Consider the following 14,078-nt stretch of genomic DNA (forward strand, 5'->3'; position numbering starts at 1 on the left):
GTCAGCCGCGCTGCCCCGGCAGCAGGCCCCGCTCCATTCGCTGACGCACATTCCGGCGGAAGTAGAGGAGGTAGCCCCACAGGATGGCGAAGACCACCCCGACCGAACCGATCGACACGTGGACGAAGAAACCGAGCAGGAGCCCCACCTGCAACAACAGGTTGTACTTCATCGCCCAGGGGCGGCCCTGCAGGCCGGCCCCGAGGATCATGAGCACCGCGAGCCCCACCAGGTACGTCCCGGACCACCAGGTGAGTCCGCCGCCGACCGTCGCGACGACCGGCAGGGCGAGAAGCACCACGATCGCTTCCAGGATCAGCGATCCCGCGACCACGCCGCGGAAGCCCTTCCACGGGTCCTTGGTCGGCGGGCCGAACTCCGGTTCCGAAGCACGGGGGTCCTGCTCGCTCACGCTGGGTCCTTTCCGAAGAGGGTGCGGGCCGCACCGGCGGTCACCACGGATCCGGTGACCACGACGCCCGCCCCCGATACTGCCTCACCGGGCTCGGCGACCTCCTCGGCCAGTCCGATGGCCGTTTCCAGCGCGTCCGCGAGGGTCGGCGCCACCACGACCCGTTCGTCGCCGAACTTTGCGACCGCGAGATTGGCGAGATCCTCGACGTCCATCGCCCGCGCCGAACCGTTGTGGGTCACCACGAGCTCGTCGAACACCGGTTCCAGCGCCGACAGAATGCCGTCGACGTCCTTGTCCCCCATCACGCTGACGACGCCGACGAGCTTGCGGAAGTCGAATTCGGCGGTCAGCGCGGCGGCGAGCGCACGGGCGCCGTCCGGATTGTGCGCGGCGTCGAGGAAGACGGTCGGTGCGCTGCGCACGCGTTCGAGCCTGCCGGGATTGACGACCGAGGCGAACCCCTCCCGGATCGCGTCCTGGTCGAGCTGCCGTTCCGGGCCTGCACCGAAGAACGCCTCGACCGCCGCGAGCGCGAGGGACGCGTTACGCGCCTGGTGCTCCCCGTGCAGGGGCAGGAAGATGTCGGTGTAGACCCCGCCGAGGCCCTGCAGTTCGAGCTGCTGGCCGCCGACGGCGATCTGCCGGGCGAGCACCGTGAATTCGGAGCCCTCCCGCGCGACCGCGGCATCCACCTCGACGGCACGGCGGAGCAGCACGTCCATCACTTCCGGCGTCTGTTCGGCGAGGATGGCGACCGTGTCGCGGGGCACGAGCGCGTCCTCGCGACCCTTCTTGATGATGCCGGCCTTCTCCTGCGCGATCCCGGCGAGGTCGTCGCCGAGATACTCCGCGTGGTCGAGGCTGATCGGGGTGATCACCGCGATCTGCCCGTCGATGACATTGGTTGCGTCCCAACGCCCGCCGAGGCCCACCTCGACGACGGCGACGTCGACGGGCGCCTCCGCGAACGCGGCGTACGCCATCGCGGTGAGCACCTCGAACTTGCTCATCGCCGGGCCACCCGCCGCCTGCGACTGCTGGTCGATCATCTGCACGTACGGTTCGATCTCCCGGTACGTGTCGACGTAGCGGCGCGGCGACACCGGGCGCCCGTCGATGCTGATCCGCTCGGTGGCGAGCTGCAGGTGCGGGCTGGTGGTGCGGCCCGTGCGCCGGTTCAACGCGGTGAGCAGTGCGTCGACCATCCGCGTCACCGACGTCTTGCCGTTGGTGCCGGTGACGTGGATCGCCGGGTACCCGTGCTGCGGTGACCCGAGGATGTCCATCAACGCCGCGATTCGGCTCAGCGACGGCTCGATCTTCGTCTCGGGCCACCGCTTGTCGAGTTCGGCCTCGACCAGCGTCAACTCCGCGAGGTCGACGGGGCTGACTTCCTCCGGCGTAAAGTCGGGCGAGGTCACGCGCCTTCCAGCTCCTTCAATCGCTTGGTGATGCGTTCGATTTCTTCTGTCGCGATCTGCTGACGCGTCCGGATCTTGTCCTTGACGGCGTCGGGAGCCTTGGCCAGGAACGCCTCGTTGGAGAGTTTCGCGGTGGTTCCCGCGAGTTCCTTCTGCGCGGCCGCGAGGTCCTTCTCCAGCCGCGCCTTCTCGGCGCCGAGGTCGACGTTGCCGGACGTGTCGAGGTCCACGGTGACGGTCGCCTTGCTCAGGCGCACCTCCACCGACGCCGACGCGGCGAACCCGTCCTCCGGGTCCGTCAGCCGGGCCAGCGACGTGACCGCGGCGAGCTGCGTGTTCAGATCGGCCTCGGCGATCCCGCTGATCCGGGCGGGCACCCGCTGCGACGGCTTGAGACCCTGATCGCTGCGGAACCGGCGCACCTCGGTCACCAGTCGCTGCATGTCCTCGACACGCTGCGCCGCAACCACATCCGCGGCGTCCTCCGCTGCCTGCGGCCACTGCGCCACGACGACGGACTCGCTACCGGTGAGCGCCTTCCACAGGGTCTCCGTGACGAACGGGATGACCGGGTGGAGCAGGCGCAGCAGCGCGTCGAGGACGTTACCGAGCACTGCCCTCGTGTTCGCCCCGACCGTGTCGTTCTCGGCGAACTGCACCTTGGCCAACTCGAGGTACCAGTCGCAGACCTCGTCCCACGCGAAGTGGAACAGCGCCTCGCACGCCTTGCTGAACTCGTACCGGTCGAACGCGGTGTCGACGTCGCCGCGCACCTGGTCGAGTCGGTCGAGGATCCACCGGTCCGCGTCGGTCAGTTCGCCGCGGGCGGGCAGCGGCGCGGGTGCGGCCCCGTTCATGAGGGCGAACTTGGTCGCGTTGAACAGCTTGGTCGCGAAGTTCCGGGACGACTGTGCGTGGTCCTCGCCGACGGACAGGTCGCTGCCGGGGTTGGCGCCGCGGGCCAGCGTGAAGCGGAGCGCATCGGCGCCGAAGCGGTCGACCCAGTCGAGGGGGTCGATGCCGTTGCCCCGCGACTTCGACATCTTCTTGCCGAACTGGTCGCGGACGAGGCCGTGCAGGAACACGTCCTCGAACGGCATCTGCGGTCCGGACTTGCCTTCGCTGAACACCCCGTCGCTTCGCTCGCCCCGCCCGGCAATCGCGTCGTCCTCCGACACGTACGTGCCGAACATCATCATCCGCGCCACCCAGAAGAACAGGATGTCGTAACCGGTGACGAGAACACTTGTGGGATAGAACTTCTCGAGCTCGGGCGTCTTCTCGGGCCAGCCCATGGTCGAGAACGGCCACAGCCCGGAGGAGAACCAGGTGTCGAGGACATCGGGGTCCTGCACCCAGCCCTCGGGCGCGGTCTCGTCCGGTCCGAAGCACGCGACCTCGCCGTCGGGGCCGTACCAGATCGGGATCCGGTGACCCCACCACAGCTGCCGCGAGATGCACCAGTCGTGCATGTCGTCGACCCAGGCGAACCATCGCGGTTCCTGACTCGCGGGGTGAATGACGGTGTCACCGTTGCGGACCGCGTCACCCGCCGCCTTCGCGAGGGACTCGACCTTCACCCACCACTGCAGCGACAGGCGCGGCTCGATGGACTCGCCGGTGCGCTCGGAATGCCCGACGCTGTGCAGGTAGGGCCGCTTCTCCGCGACCACACGGCCCTGCTCGGCGAGCGCCTCCCGCACCTTGACCCGCGCCTCGAAGCGGTCGAGACCGTCGAACTGCGTTCCCGTGTCGGCGATCGTGCCGGTCTTGTCCATGATGGTCGGCATCGGCAGGTTGTGCCGCAGGCCCATCTCGAAGTCGTTGGGGTCGTGCGCCGGAGTGATCTTGACGGCGCCGGTGCCGAATTCGGGGTCGACGTACTCGTCCGCGATGATCGGGATGTCGCGGCCGGTGAAGGGATGCTCGAGCGTCGTCCCGATCAGATACTTGTAGCGCTCGTCGTCGGGGTGGACGGCGACGGCGGTGTCGCCGAGCATCGTCTCGACACGGGTGGTGGCGACCACGACGTGCGGTTCGTCGTCGTTCAGGGAGCCGTACCGCAGGGAGACCAGCTCACCCTCGACGTCCTCGAACTTCACCTCGATGTCGGAGATCGCTGTCTGCAGCACGGGCGACCAGTTGACGAGTCGCTCGGCCCGGTAGATCAGACCGTCGTCGTACATGCGCTTGAAGATGGTCTGGACGGCGCGGGAGAGCCCGTCGTCCATGGTGAAGCGGTCGCGGCTCCAGTCGACGCTGTCACCGATGCGGCGCATCTGGCCGCCGATGGTGCCACCGGACTCCCGCTTCCAGTCCCAGACCTTGTCGATGAACAGTTCGCGGCCGAAGTCTTCCTTCGTCTTGCCGTCGACGGCGAGCTGCTTCTCGACCACGGTCTGCGTCGCGATGCCCGCGTGGTCCATGCCCGGCAGCCACAGCACCTCGTAGCCCTGCATCCGCTTGCGTCGGCTCAACGCGTCCATCAACGTGTGGTCGAGAGCGTGACCCATGTGCAGGCTGCCGGTCACGTTGGGCGGCGGCAGAACGATGGAGTACCCCGGCTTCTCGCTGTCGGGGTCCGCACGGAAGTAACCGGCGTCTACCCAGCCCTGATACAGATCGTCCTCAACGGAACTGGGGTCCCAGCTCTTCGGGAGGGCATCGGCACGGTTCTGGGGATTTTCTGGAGCTGCACTGGTCACCCGTCGAGTCTAATGAACGCGCGGACGACCCACGACGGGGCTACCGTGCGGCCCCGCTACTGGTCGCTGAACAGCGCGCGGTGCACTTCGGTGGCGGTGCGGTGTTCCGGGTCGACGGGACGTAGCGCCTCGCCGGCGTCTTCTCCGCCTGCCTGGGATCCTGCGGTGCTGTGCAGCTCGGAGAAGAGCTGCACGTGGTGGTCGTTCAAGGGATTCCTCCGGTTCGTCTGCCGCATCCGATGCGGCAACCACTCGAGAATGTCGAGTATGCATCGAAACCCCCGCCGATCGGCGGCGACACGGCGACGGCGCGCCGGTGGTAACGAAATGCGCTGACCCGACGACTATCCGGGCGTGCCTGCCGGAACCGGCGGGACACCGACCTCGCTGACCGCAACCCCCGACTGTGGTCAGCGAGGTCGACACATCAGCTGCCGCGCTATTCGCCCCGGCCGCTTTCGGCGTCCCGCTTGGCGAACGCGAGTTGAATCTCCCAGCCTTCGACATTGCCCTCGATAGCGGACGCGCGACGCTCGGCGCTCGGGTACAGGGCAGCGAATCCGGACTCGACGACGCGCAGGAGGGTGCCACCGTCCCGCTCGGACAGGAAGAATTCGACCAGGGTGGACGTGCCCTCCACGAGGGGCCGCGCGGGATCGTCTCCGCCGCGGAACGAGACGTAGTGGGGTGCGTCGGACTTGACGGGAAGAATCGGGAAGCGTCCGTACGGGGGGAAATCCACGACGAAGACGTCGCCTTCGCGTGTGGTGGTGGTCTTGCCGGGATCTCCGTCGCCGATGAACCAGCCGGGTTCACTCACCAGCCGGAACACCCGCTCGATGGGGGCGTCGATCTGGATCTCGCGCTCGATCCTGTCCTGGGACGTATCCGCAACGCTCATGATCATCCTCACCTCTCGCCGATGTGCGACCCCACGGTTGCACATCGGCGGTTCCTTGCGCAACCCTCAGGTTGCACTCGATCGGAACAATGAGGGGAGACGCATCCGGGTGCCCACCCCGACGCCGGACGGCGTGGGGCGGGCACCCGGGAAACGTGTCAGCTGAAGTGCGCCAGCAGGGCGTCGCGCTGACGGTCACCGAGGCCACGGAGGCGGCGGGTGGGCGCGATCTCCAGGTTGGCCATGATCTCCTGGGCCTTGACCTTGCCGATCTTCGGCAGGGCCTCCAGGATGGCGCTGACCTTGGTCTTTCCGATGATGTCGTCGACATCAGCCTTGGAAAGGACCTGCTTGAGGGTGATGTCACCGGACTTGAGCTTGTCCTTGAGCTCTGCGCGTGCCTTACGAGCGGCGGCGGCCTTCTCGAGAGCTGCTGCCCGCTGTTCGTCAGTGAGCTGGGGAAGTGCCACGGTGTCTCCTTCATTCGGGGTACGTATCGAACACCGTAGCGAGAGAACCGCTACTTCACCGCATCCATCGGACGTGTCGCGCGTCCTGTCCGATTCGACACGCCCCGGCTCACAGGTCCGACGGCGCGAAAATTGCCAGGACGCGGGCGGTGCGCTGTGTCATGCTCGACGTGTTCCGATCGGTTCACACGTCGACTCGAGGAAGGAAGTAGCGATGCGCGCACTGCCCACAGCAAGCGCAGCCCGGTTGCAGCCGTCACGCACGGGCGCCGCATCCTTCCCCGCCGGCAGGCAAGGCGAACGCGGGATCATGCCCGCCGCGAAGACCCAGCGCTCCGCCTGACACGCCGGAATCGACGACCGTCGCCCGGCGTGCCTCCACCGCCGCGAACCGACGACAGAACCGAGAACACCCGTGAGGTACGTATCCCGTAACCCGCCCTCGACCACCCTCGACGCCCGCACCTGGTCACGCGCGGCCGTACTGGTCCTCAACGTCACATACGAGGCGCTCTGTGAGATTCCCGCGGAACGCGCAGTAGTGCTGATCAGTGTCGGCGCGGCCGAGACGGTCGCCGATCGGGAGCCGCCGTTCCCGATCCGGTCGCAGCACGTCGAGATCAGCCTGCCGCAGACCATCCGTCTGCTGCGGTACGTCTACGTCCAGCACTCCGTGCTGGTGACCGACAGCAGTCGCGCGACGTTCGCGGGCGTGTTCCGTCGCGACCGCAATCGTTGCGGCTACTGCGCCGAACCGGTCGCGACGACGATCGATCACGTGCTACCGAGGAGCCGCGGCGGCCCGAACACGTGGGCCAACCTCGTGGCGTGCTGCGCCCCCTGTAACCAGAGGAAGGCCGATCGCACACCGGAGGAGGCACGGATGCCGCTCCTGTGGGAGCCGAAGGCGCCGCGGCACATCGAAAAGGCGCAACGGCAGATCTGGCGGGATCTCGCGGCGGTGTAGCCGCGAGATCCCCGGGTATTCCGCCTCCACCGACCGACTTCTCCCGGAAAGGGGAGATATCCCGATGACCGACGTCCTGGACACAACCCTGTCCACACTGCTGCCCGCCTCCGACGATCCCGCCGGATGGGTCGACGCCGCGTGCCGCAACGACCCCGAGCCGGACCGGTGGTTCCCTTTCCCGACAGAGGATTTCGCGTACGCGCGTGACGTGTGCCGGCACTGCGCGCTACGGATCCGCTGTGAGCTCTTCGCCAGGGCGACCGCTCAGTCCGGGGTGTGGGGCGGCAAGGAGTTCGACCGGGGCCGCGAGAGGCGGGCGTGACTCCGCCCGGCGCGGCCCCTGCCCCCCGCCCTACCGGCTGAAGCCTACTTGCCCAGGATCTCGGGCAGCGCGACGTCCTCGCCCCGCACGTGCTCCGAGAGGAACGACAGCACCACCTGGTACCAGACCTTCGCGTTCTGCGGGGTGAGGATCCAGTGGTTCTCGTCGGGGAAGTAGAGGAAGCGGTGGTCGGTGACCCCGTCGTCGTCCGCGGGCAACCCCGACTCGGACAGCAGCTCGAACCACAGCCGCAACCCGTCACCGATCGGGACGCGAAAGTCCTTGTCGCCGTGGATGACCAGCATCGGTGTCACGATGTCCGCGACGTACAGGTGTGGTGAGTTCTCCACCGCCATCTCGGGAGTCATCTCCCGCTGCCAGTACCAGGCGGCGTCGGTGGTGGGGCCGAACTGGTCCAGCGCCCACAGGCTCGCGTGGGTGACGATCGCCTTGAACCGGTCGGTGTGCCCGGCGATCCAGTTGGCCATGTATCCGCCGAATGATCCGCCCATCGCCGCGGTGCGCTTCTCGTCGATCTCGGGCAGCGCCACCGCGGCGTCGGTGATCGACATGAGGTCGGTGTACGGCGCCTTGCCCCACTTCCCCCAGCCGCGTTCGACGAACGCCTGCCCGTAGCCGGTGGACAGGGCCGGATCCGGCAGCAGCACGGCGTATCCCCGCGCCACCAGAAGCCACGGGTTCCACCGCCACGACCAGGTGTTCCACGAACCCAGGGGGCCGCCGTGCACCCACAGCGCGAGCGGCACCGGCGCGTGGGCAGAGGCGCCGGTCGGCACCGCGAGCCACGCGCGCACCGCCGCGCCGTCCGCGGCGACCGTCTCGACCTCCGTCAGCGTGCCCGGGAGTTCGGGGAGGTCCGCGGGCGCCTTCAGCAGCGACACGGCGCCGGTGGTGATGTCGATGCGCACCGGGTGCGGCGGCGCCGCGTACGACGCCCGCAGCGCGAACACCGTCGACCCGTCCGGAGCGACCTGCAGGTCGGTGTAGGCGGAGTCGTCGGTCGTGACCGGCGTGGGGTCCGCGCCGTCGCGGAGGAGGAAGATCGGTGCGCGCCCGCGGTCGTCGGCGGTCACGAGGAGACCCGAGCCGTCGGACAACCAGGCCACGGACGTGGCCCACCGGTCCCATCCGGGCGCCACGTCCGTGACGGTGCCGGTGTCGAAGCTGTACCGGTGCAGCGTGAATCGCGGCGCGGAGTCGGGTGTCGCATGCGATTCCCGCGTGAAGACGACGTGCCGTCCGTCCGGGGAGATCACCGGGTCCGACAGGTCGGCGTCGCCGTCGCCGACGAGGACGGTGCGCGCCCCCGTCTCCGTGTCGACGCGCACCAGGATGTTCCGGATCGACGCCAGCGGGCCGGGAACCGTCCACGACGTCACGACGAACGTGCCGTCGTCGCTCAGCGCGTAGTTCGCCTCCCGCAGCGCCGGACCCGGCATCGGCGTGAGGTCGGTGAGCTGCGGCTCCTGCCCGTTCTCCGCGAGCGCGTCCAGCGGGGCGGACAGCAGGTGGGGCACGTCGGGACCGAGATCGTGGTCCCAGTAGCGGATCGGGTAGCCCGTGTGCAGGATCGCCGAGACCTTCTTCTCCTTGCGCTCGGCGCGCACCCGCTCGTCGTCGGCGGACTCGCCGGATCTCCCCAGAACGCCCGTGGTGACGACGAAACGCGGCGCGCACCGGGCCGCACGCACACCGGTGATGCCGCCGCCGCGTCGCGCGACGATCACGGCCTCGCCGCCCCGCGCGGGCAGGCGCCACAGGTCGTCGGGAAGGTCGTCCTCGTCCTGCGTCGGCCGGGAAGACGTGAAGAGCAGGTCGCCGTCACTGGTGAACGTCGCGTTGGACTCCCCGGTGCGGCCGCGGGTGAGCCTGCGCGCCGCGAACTCGCCGGTGGGATCGATCTCCCACAGCGCGGTGACGTACTTCGTCGACTTCTCGTCGAGCGTCGACTGCGCGACGACGAGCCTTCGCCCGTCCGCCGACAGCGCGAGGCCGCCGACGCGACCGAGCGCGAGATAGTCGTCGAGGTCGTCGAAAGGAGTTCCGGCGTGGAGTTCAGGAATGGCGGTCACGAGTCGTTGGTATCACGAACCGGGCTCACCCCGTCACACATCCGCGTCTCAGGCGAGCAGGGGCGCGACCCGCGGCGGGATCTCGTTCAGCGCGTACGGCAGGCTCAGTACGGTGCTCCACGCCATCGCCTCGGCGGCGGCGTCCTCGAGCGTGATCGTGCGGCCGGCCTTCACCACGTCGAGTTCCTGATAGATCGGCGTCTTGTCGAGTTCCGCACGCAGCTTGTCGCCGTAGCCGCCGCCCGCGTACCAGACGAGGAGGTCGACGTTCGCCAGCGACAGCTGCTCCGTGCTGATCTCCGCGAAGTTGCCGGTGATCTGTTCCGTCACAGGGGGGTTCACGAAACCGAGTTCGGTGAAGAAGCGGACCTTCGGGTCCTCCGGGCCGTACACACCGAACTGTCCCGGTCCCTTGAGCGCACCGACGAGGACGGTCTTTCCCGCGAACGCCGGGTTGGCGGCCCGGACGTCGGCGAACTGCGTCTCGACGCCGGACACGAGTTCGGCGGCCTTGTCCTTCTTGCCGAGTGCGTCGCCGAGAATCCGCGTCTGGTCCTGCCACGAGACGCCGTAGTCGGCGAACTCCTTGGGCTGCGCGATCGTCGGCGCGATGGCGCTGAGCTTGTCGTACTGGGCCTGGGTGAGTCCGGAGTAGGTGCCGACCACCAGGTCCGGTGCGACCGCGGCGACCTTCTCGAAGTCGATGTTGGTGGACGCCGTGCCGACGATCTCCGGCTTCGCGTCGCCGAGGAGGTCCTGCGCCCACGGCCACACGCCGTAGGGGTAGTCGCCGTACCAGTCGAACGTGCCTGCCAGCGGGCCACCGAGCGCGAGGATCGTGTCCTGGTCGTTGTAGCCGACGCTGACGATGCGCTGCGGGTCCGTCGGCACCTGGGTTTCGCCGTACTTGTGGGCGACGATGGGGCCCGTGGGCTCGTTGCCGCCGCCTTCGCCGTCCGAGCTGCTGCAGGCCGCGGCGAACGCGAGCAGCGCTCCCCCGGTACCCAGGAGGAATCCGCGTCGGCTGACGCCGATCCTCTGTTGTCCCACGTTCATGCGGCGACCCTCTCGTCTACCAGGTTTCCGATCCACTTAGGTAAGGCTTGCCGAGCTTAGCCTAAGGGTTCACGCGGACGGGTTCCCGCCACATCGCCCACAGTGTCGGCCCGCCGTCCGGGATCCGGATCTCACCGGTGACGTCGAAGCCGAACCGCTGGTAGTACGAAATGTTGTCCTTCTTACTCGACTCCAGGTACGCCGGGATGCCGTCGGCATCACACCGGTCGAGCCGCGACCGCAACAACGCCGTCCCGTAGCCGCCACCCCGCCCCGCGCTCGACGTCCCGATCGTCGCCAGGTACCAGTGCACGGGGTCCACCGGGTGCGCGTCTTCGACGGTTCCGCTCACCGCGGCCCCGACGCCCAGCCGGGTGCCGAACGCGCGGACCAGGCCCGGCAGGCTGAGGAGCGACGACAACGTCGACTCCTTCCAGCCGCCCGGCGGATCCCACATGGCGGCCCCGCGGATCACACCGTCGCCGTCTTCGGCCAGTTCGGCCCCGCCCCCGGCGAGGTGGTGATGGCGGATCTCCACCGAGAACAGCCTCGGCAGACCACGCCGCCTGCGCTCGGGATCCGGCCACATCCAGACCATCACGGGGTCGTCGAAGAACGCGTCGGCGAGGACCCGCGTCAGTTCGGGGATGTCGGATTTGGTCGCGGCCCGCACGCTCACACCCATGCCCAGAGGGTACGGGCCTGCCATCGCTGTGGGCGGGAACGACCGGCCGCCACCCGCGGTTCGTGTCGGGCGGCGGCCGGTCGGACCTTCTAGATCGGATCTTCTAGACGGTGGCGTCGACCAGGAGCTTCGCGCCGGTGGCCGCCTGGACGTCCTCGACGCTGTGACCGGGTGCGGTCTCGACGAGCCGCAGGCCGTCGGGGGTGACGTCGATGACGGCGAGATCGGTGACGATCTTCTGGACGCAGCGCTTGCCGGTGTACGGCAGCGTGCACTCCTCGAGGATCTTGTGCTCACCCTTCTTGGTGACGTGGTCCATCATCACGATGACCTTGCCTGCGCCGTGGACGAGGTCCATCGCGCCGCCCATGCCCTTGACCATGGCGCCGGGGACCATCCAGTTGGACAGGTCGCCGTGGCTGCTGACCTGCATGGCGCCGAGCACGGCCACGTCGACGCTGCCGCCGCGGATCATCGAGAAGGAGTCGGAGGAGGAGAAGAACGCGCCGCCGGCGACCACGGTGATGGTCTCCTTGCCCGCGTTGATCAGCTCGGGGTCGACCTCGTCCTCGGTCGGGTACGGCCCGACGCCGAGGATGCCGTTCTCCGAGTGCAGGACGACGTCCTTGCCGGCCGGGATGTGGCCGGGGATCAGGGTCGGCATGCCGATGCCGAGGTTGACGTACTGCCCGTCCTCGAGTTCGGCTGCGACCCGGGCCGCCATCTCGTCACGCGTCCAGCTCATGCCCGCACCGTCCTGTTCTCGATTCCCGTTTCCTGCTTGCCGACCTCGACCACACGCTGGACGAAGATGCCGGGGGTGTGCACCTCGGCGGGGTCGATCTCGCCGGGCTCGACGAGGTGTTCGACCTGCGCGATGGTGATGCGACCGGCGCCCGCGGCGTCGGGGTTGAAGTTGCGGGCCGTCTCCCGGTACACGAGGTTGCCGAGCCGGTCGCCCTTCCACGCGTGGACCAGCGCGAAGTCGGTGCGGATGGCGCGTTCGAGAACGAAGGCCTCCCCGTCGAACTCGCGGGTCTCCTTGGGCTTGCTGGCGACCGCGATGCCGCCCTTGCCGTCGTAGCGGATCGGCAGACCGCCGTCGGCGACCTGCGTTCCGACACCGGCGGGGGTGTAGAAGGCGGGGATGCCCGCTCCCCCGGCGCGCATGCGTTCGGCCAGCGTGCCCTGCGGGGTGAGCTCGACCTCCAGCTCTCCGCTGAGGTACTGCCGCGCGAATTCCTTGTTGGCGCCGACGTACGAGCTGATCGTGCGCCGGATCCGGTGCTGCTCGAGGAGCAGACCCAGACCGAAACCGTCGGTGCCGCAGTTGTTGCTGACCGTCTCGAGGTCGGTCGCACCCTGTGCGAGGAGGGCGTCGATGAGGACCGAGGGGATACCGACGAGGCCGAAGCCACCCACTGCGAGGGACGCTCCGTCGGGGACGTCGGCAACGGCCTCGGCCGCCGTTGCGAAGACTTTGTTGACCATGTGACCCAGGCTACCGCAAAATGTTCGAGTAGTGAACACCCATCCACATTGCGAACAAATTGCGCCCCGCCTATTGGCCCCATCACAGAACGCGACTACTATGTGCGAATAGCGGCCGACTGTTCACATCGAGAACGTGAGGATCTTCTTCCATGCTGCATCTGCCAGCCCACTACCAAGCCGGGCACGAAGCCAATGCCCCGCTGCTGTTCCCCGAGTACAAGACGACTCGGCTGCGCAGCCCCAAGAACGACCTGATCCTGATCCCGCAGCGACTCGGCGAGATCACCGGTCCGGTCTTCGGCGACGCCGACGTCACCAAGGGTGAGAACGACATGACCCGCGCCAACGGCGGCGAGGCCCAGGGTCAGCGGATCATCGTCCACGGCCGGGTCCTCGACAGCGCCGGGAAGCCCATCCCCGACACCCTCCTCGAGGTGTGGCAGGCCAACGCCGGCGGCCGCTACCGCCACAAGAACGACTCCTGGCCCGCGCCGCTCGACCCCCACTTCAACGGTGTCGCGCGCTGCCTGACCGACAAGCAGGGCCACTACGAGTTCACGACGATCAAGCCCGGCGCGTACCCGTGGGGCAACCACCACAACGCGTGGCGGCCCGCACACATCCACTTCTCCCTCTTCGGTCAGGCGTTCACCCAGCGCCTGGTCACGCAGATGTACTTCCCGGACGATCCGTTCTTCTTCCAGGACCCGATCTACAACTCGGTGCCCGAAGCGGCGCGCGAGCGGATGATCAGCACGTTCGACTACGACCAGACCCGCGAGAACTGGGCCGTCGGATTCAAGTTCGACATCGTCCTGCGCGGCCAGGACGCCACCCCGTTCGAGGACACGCCGTTCAACAAGACGGAGGGCCACTGATGATCGACACCCAGAACCCGGACGCCCCGCGCTACCCGGTCTTCGCCAAGAGCCAGGACGAGGTGCCGTTCGGCGTCACCCCGTCCCAGACCGTCGGCCCGTACGTCCACATCGGCCTGTTCCCCACGTGGGAGAACAGCGGCGACGCCGTCCCCGAGGATGCTCCCGGACGAATCGACGTGTCCTTCAACGTCATCGACGGCGCCGGTCAGCCCATCGGCGACGCGATGATCGAAACCTGGCAGGCAGATGCCGCGGGGCGGTTCGACAGTCCTGCCGATCCCCGCGGTGCCGCCGAGGCGACTCCCGCCGGATTCCGCAGCCTGGCACGCGTGTTCGCCGACGAGAGCGGCACGATCGTGGTGCACACCGTCAAGCCGGGCACTCTCCCCGCCGAGGACGGCGCAGTCGAGGCCCCGCACATCAACGTCGGGCTCTTCGCCCGCGGCATGCTCGAGCGCCTGTACACGCGCCTCTACTTCCCGGAGGATACGGACGCCCACGCATCGGACCCCGTGCTCGCCGCCGTCCCGGAAGCCGACCGCCCCAAGCTGATCGCGGAGAAGACCGATCGCGGATACCACCTGACGATTCACGTGCAGGACACGGACGGACGGGAAACCCCGTTCTTCGCCCTGTAATCGGCCGCAAACCCAGAAAGGTGTCGC

The 14,078-nt window shown here is 68.3% G+C and carries 16 protein-coding genes; 5 read left to right on the forward strand and 11 right to left on the reverse strand.

What is annotated here, in order from left to right:
• Window position 1 precedes the first annotated feature (1 nt).
• The 6 genes from JWS14_RS06805 to mihF all read right to left on the reverse strand — a co-directional run bounded on the left by JWS14_RS06805 (window position 2) and on the right by mihF (window position 5,912).
• Window positions 2-412 carry a DUF4233 domain-containing protein gene (locus tag JWS14_RS06805; protein WP_012688270.1) on the reverse strand — a complete coding sequence of 137 codons (411 nt, stop codon included), beginning with the start codon at window positions 410-412 and terminating at the stop codon, window positions 2-4.
• Window positions 409-1,836: a bifunctional tetrahydrofolate synthase/dihydrofolate synthase gene (folC, locus tag JWS14_RS06810; protein WP_072946568.1), complete on the reverse strand. Its 1,428-nt coding sequence runs from the start codon at window positions 1,834-1,836 to the stop codon at window positions 409-411. The genes JWS14_RS06805 and folC overlap by 4 nt, the downstream gene beginning before the upstream one ends.
• On the reverse strand, window positions 1,833-4,541 hold the full coding sequence (locus tag JWS14_RS06815) for a valine--tRNA ligase (RefSeq protein ID WP_206012733.1): 2,709 nt from the start codon (window positions 4,539-4,541) through the stop codon (window positions 1,833-1,835). Before JWS14_RS06815 ends, folC begins: the two co-directional genes overlap by 4 nt.
• Window positions 4,542-4,597: 56 nt before the next feature.
• Window positions 4,598-4,750: a hypothetical protein gene (locus JWS14_RS49980; protein WP_009474026.1), complete on the reverse strand. Its 153-nt coding sequence runs from the start codon at window positions 4,748-4,750 to the stop codon at window positions 4,598-4,600.
• A gap of 230 nt (window positions 4,751-4,980) precedes the next feature.
• Window positions 4,981-5,448 (reverse strand): SRPBCC family protein, encoded by a 468-nt coding sequence (locus tag JWS14_RS06825; RefSeq protein ID WP_206012734.1) that lies wholly within the window; start codon window positions 5,446-5,448, stop codon window positions 4,981-4,983.
• Between the two features lie 152 nt (window positions 5,449-5,600).
• A complete protein-coding gene (gene mihF, locus JWS14_RS06830) occupies window positions 5,601-5,912 on the reverse strand; it encodes an integration host factor, actinobacterial type (RefSeq protein ID WP_005248100.1) in 312 nt (103 codons plus the stop codon).
• A 214-nt stretch (window positions 5,913-6,126) separates the two neighbouring features.
• Here mihF and JWS14_RS51140 point away from each other — a divergent pair, with 214 nt between their 5' ends.
• From JWS14_RS51140 to JWS14_RS06840, 3 genes are all read left to right on the forward strand, one after another.
• A complete protein-coding gene (locus tag JWS14_RS51140; RefSeq protein WP_255315012.1) occupies window positions 6,127-6,255 on the forward strand; it encodes a hypothetical protein in 129 nt (42 codons plus the stop codon).
• 72 nt (window positions 6,256-6,327) lie between these two features.
• On the forward strand, window positions 6,328-6,879 hold the full coding sequence (locus JWS14_RS06835; RefSeq protein WP_206012735.1) for an HNH endonuclease: 552 nt from the start codon (window positions 6,328-6,330) through the stop codon (window positions 6,877-6,879).
• A 64-nt stretch (window positions 6,880-6,943) separates the two neighbouring features.
• Window positions 6,944-7,204 (forward strand): WhiB family transcriptional regulator, encoded by a 261-nt coding sequence (locus tag JWS14_RS06840; RefSeq protein ID WP_206012736.1) that lies wholly within the window; start codon window positions 6,944-6,946, stop codon window positions 7,202-7,204.
• A 44-nt stretch (window positions 7,205-7,248) separates the two neighbouring features.
• Here the strand turns inward: JWS14_RS06840 and JWS14_RS06845 are convergent, their stop codons facing one another.
• The 5 genes from JWS14_RS06845 to JWS14_RS06865 form a co-directional block, all read right to left on the reverse strand.
• The gene (locus JWS14_RS06845; protein ID WP_206012737.1) at window positions 7,249-9,297 is read right to left on the reverse strand and encodes a S9 family peptidase; all 2,049 of its coding nucleotides are present in this window, start codon (window positions 9,295-9,297) and stop codon (window positions 7,249-7,251) included.
• Window positions 9,298-9,345: 48 nt separating this feature from the next.
• Window positions 9,346-10,353, reverse strand: a complete 1,008-nt coding sequence (locus tag JWS14_RS06850; protein WP_206012738.1) for an iron-siderophore ABC transporter substrate-binding protein — start codon at window positions 10,351-10,353, stop codon at window positions 9,346-9,348.
• Window positions 10,354-10,414: 61 nt separating this feature from the next.
• Entirely contained in the window at window positions 10,415-11,038 is a 624-nt protein-coding gene (locus tag JWS14_RS06855; RefSeq protein WP_206012739.1) for a GNAT family N-acetyltransferase, read from the reverse strand.
• A 103-nt stretch (window positions 11,039-11,141) separates the two neighbouring features.
• The gene (locus JWS14_RS06860; protein ID WP_206012740.1) at window positions 11,142-11,783 is read right to left on the reverse strand and encodes a 3-oxoacid CoA-transferase subunit B; all 642 of its coding nucleotides are present in this window, start codon (window positions 11,781-11,783) and stop codon (window positions 11,142-11,144) included.
• Window positions 11,780-12,529, reverse strand: coding sequence for a CoA transferase subunit A (locus JWS14_RS06865; protein WP_087559495.1), 750 nt, complete (start codon window positions 12,527-12,529; stop codon window positions 11,780-11,782). Before JWS14_RS06865 ends, JWS14_RS06860 begins: the two co-directional genes overlap by 4 nt.
• 152 nt (window positions 12,530-12,681) lie before the next feature.
• On the opposite strand from JWS14_RS06865, the gene pcaH reads away from it, so the two are divergent.
• Together pcaH and pcaG are read left to right on the forward strand one after the other, a co-directional pair.
• Complete coding sequence (gene pcaH / locus JWS14_RS06870; RefSeq protein WP_072946557.1) at window positions 12,682-13,410, forward strand: protocatechuate 3,4-dioxygenase subunit beta; 729 nt, start codon at window positions 12,682-12,684, stop codon at window positions 13,408-13,410.
• Complete coding sequence (pcaG, locus tag JWS14_RS06875; protein ID WP_072946556.1) at window positions 13,410-14,051, forward strand: protocatechuate 3,4-dioxygenase subunit alpha; 642 nt, start codon at window positions 13,410-13,412, stop codon at window positions 14,049-14,051. The genes pcaH and pcaG overlap by 1 nt, the downstream gene beginning before the upstream one ends.
• The last annotated feature ends 27 nt before the right edge of the window (window positions 14,052-14,078 follow it).

Source organism: Rhodococcus koreensis (assembly GCF_017068375.1).
In the GTDB taxonomy this organism is placed as follows: Bacteria; Actinomycetota; Actinomycetes; order Mycobacteriales; family Mycobacteriaceae; genus Rhodococcus_F; species Rhodococcus_F koreensis.

Excerpts from the sequence above, each read along its gene's own strand:
- JWS14_RS06825 (WP_206012734.1), bottom strand. The coding sequence starts at position 5,448 with ATGATCATGAGCGTTGCGGATACGTCCCAGGACAGGATCGAGCGCGAG.
- pcaH (WP_072946557.1), top strand. The coding sequence starts at position 12,682 with ATGCTGCATCTGCCAGCCCACTACCAAGCCGGGCACGAAGCCAATGCC.
- JWS14_RS06850 (WP_206012738.1), bottom strand. The coding sequence starts at position 10,353 with ATGAACGTGGGACAACAGAGGATCGGCGTCAGCCGACGCGGATTCCTC.
- pcaG (WP_072946556.1), top strand. The coding sequence starts at position 13,410 with ATGATCGACACCCAGAACCCGGACGCCCCGCGCTACCCGGTCTTCGCC.
- JWS14_RS06855 (WP_206012739.1), bottom strand. The coding sequence starts at position 11,038 with ATGGGTGTGAGCGTGCGGGCCGCGACCAAATCCGACATCCCCGAACTG.
- JWS14_RS06865 (WP_087559495.1), bottom strand. The coding sequence starts at position 12,529 with ATGGTCAACAAAGTCTTCGCAACGGCGGCCGAGGCCGTTGCCGACGTC.
- JWS14_RS51140 (WP_255315012.1), top strand. The coding sequence starts at position 6,127 with ATGCGCGCACTGCCCACAGCAAGCGCAGCCCGGTTGCAGCCGTCACGC.
- JWS14_RS06860 (WP_206012740.1), bottom strand. The coding sequence starts at position 11,783 with ATGAGCTGGACGCGTGACGAGATGGCGGCCCGGGTCGCAGCCGAACTC.
- JWS14_RS06840 (WP_206012736.1), top strand. The coding sequence starts at position 6,944 with ATGACCGACGTCCTGGACACAACCCTGTCCACACTGCTGCCCGCCTCC.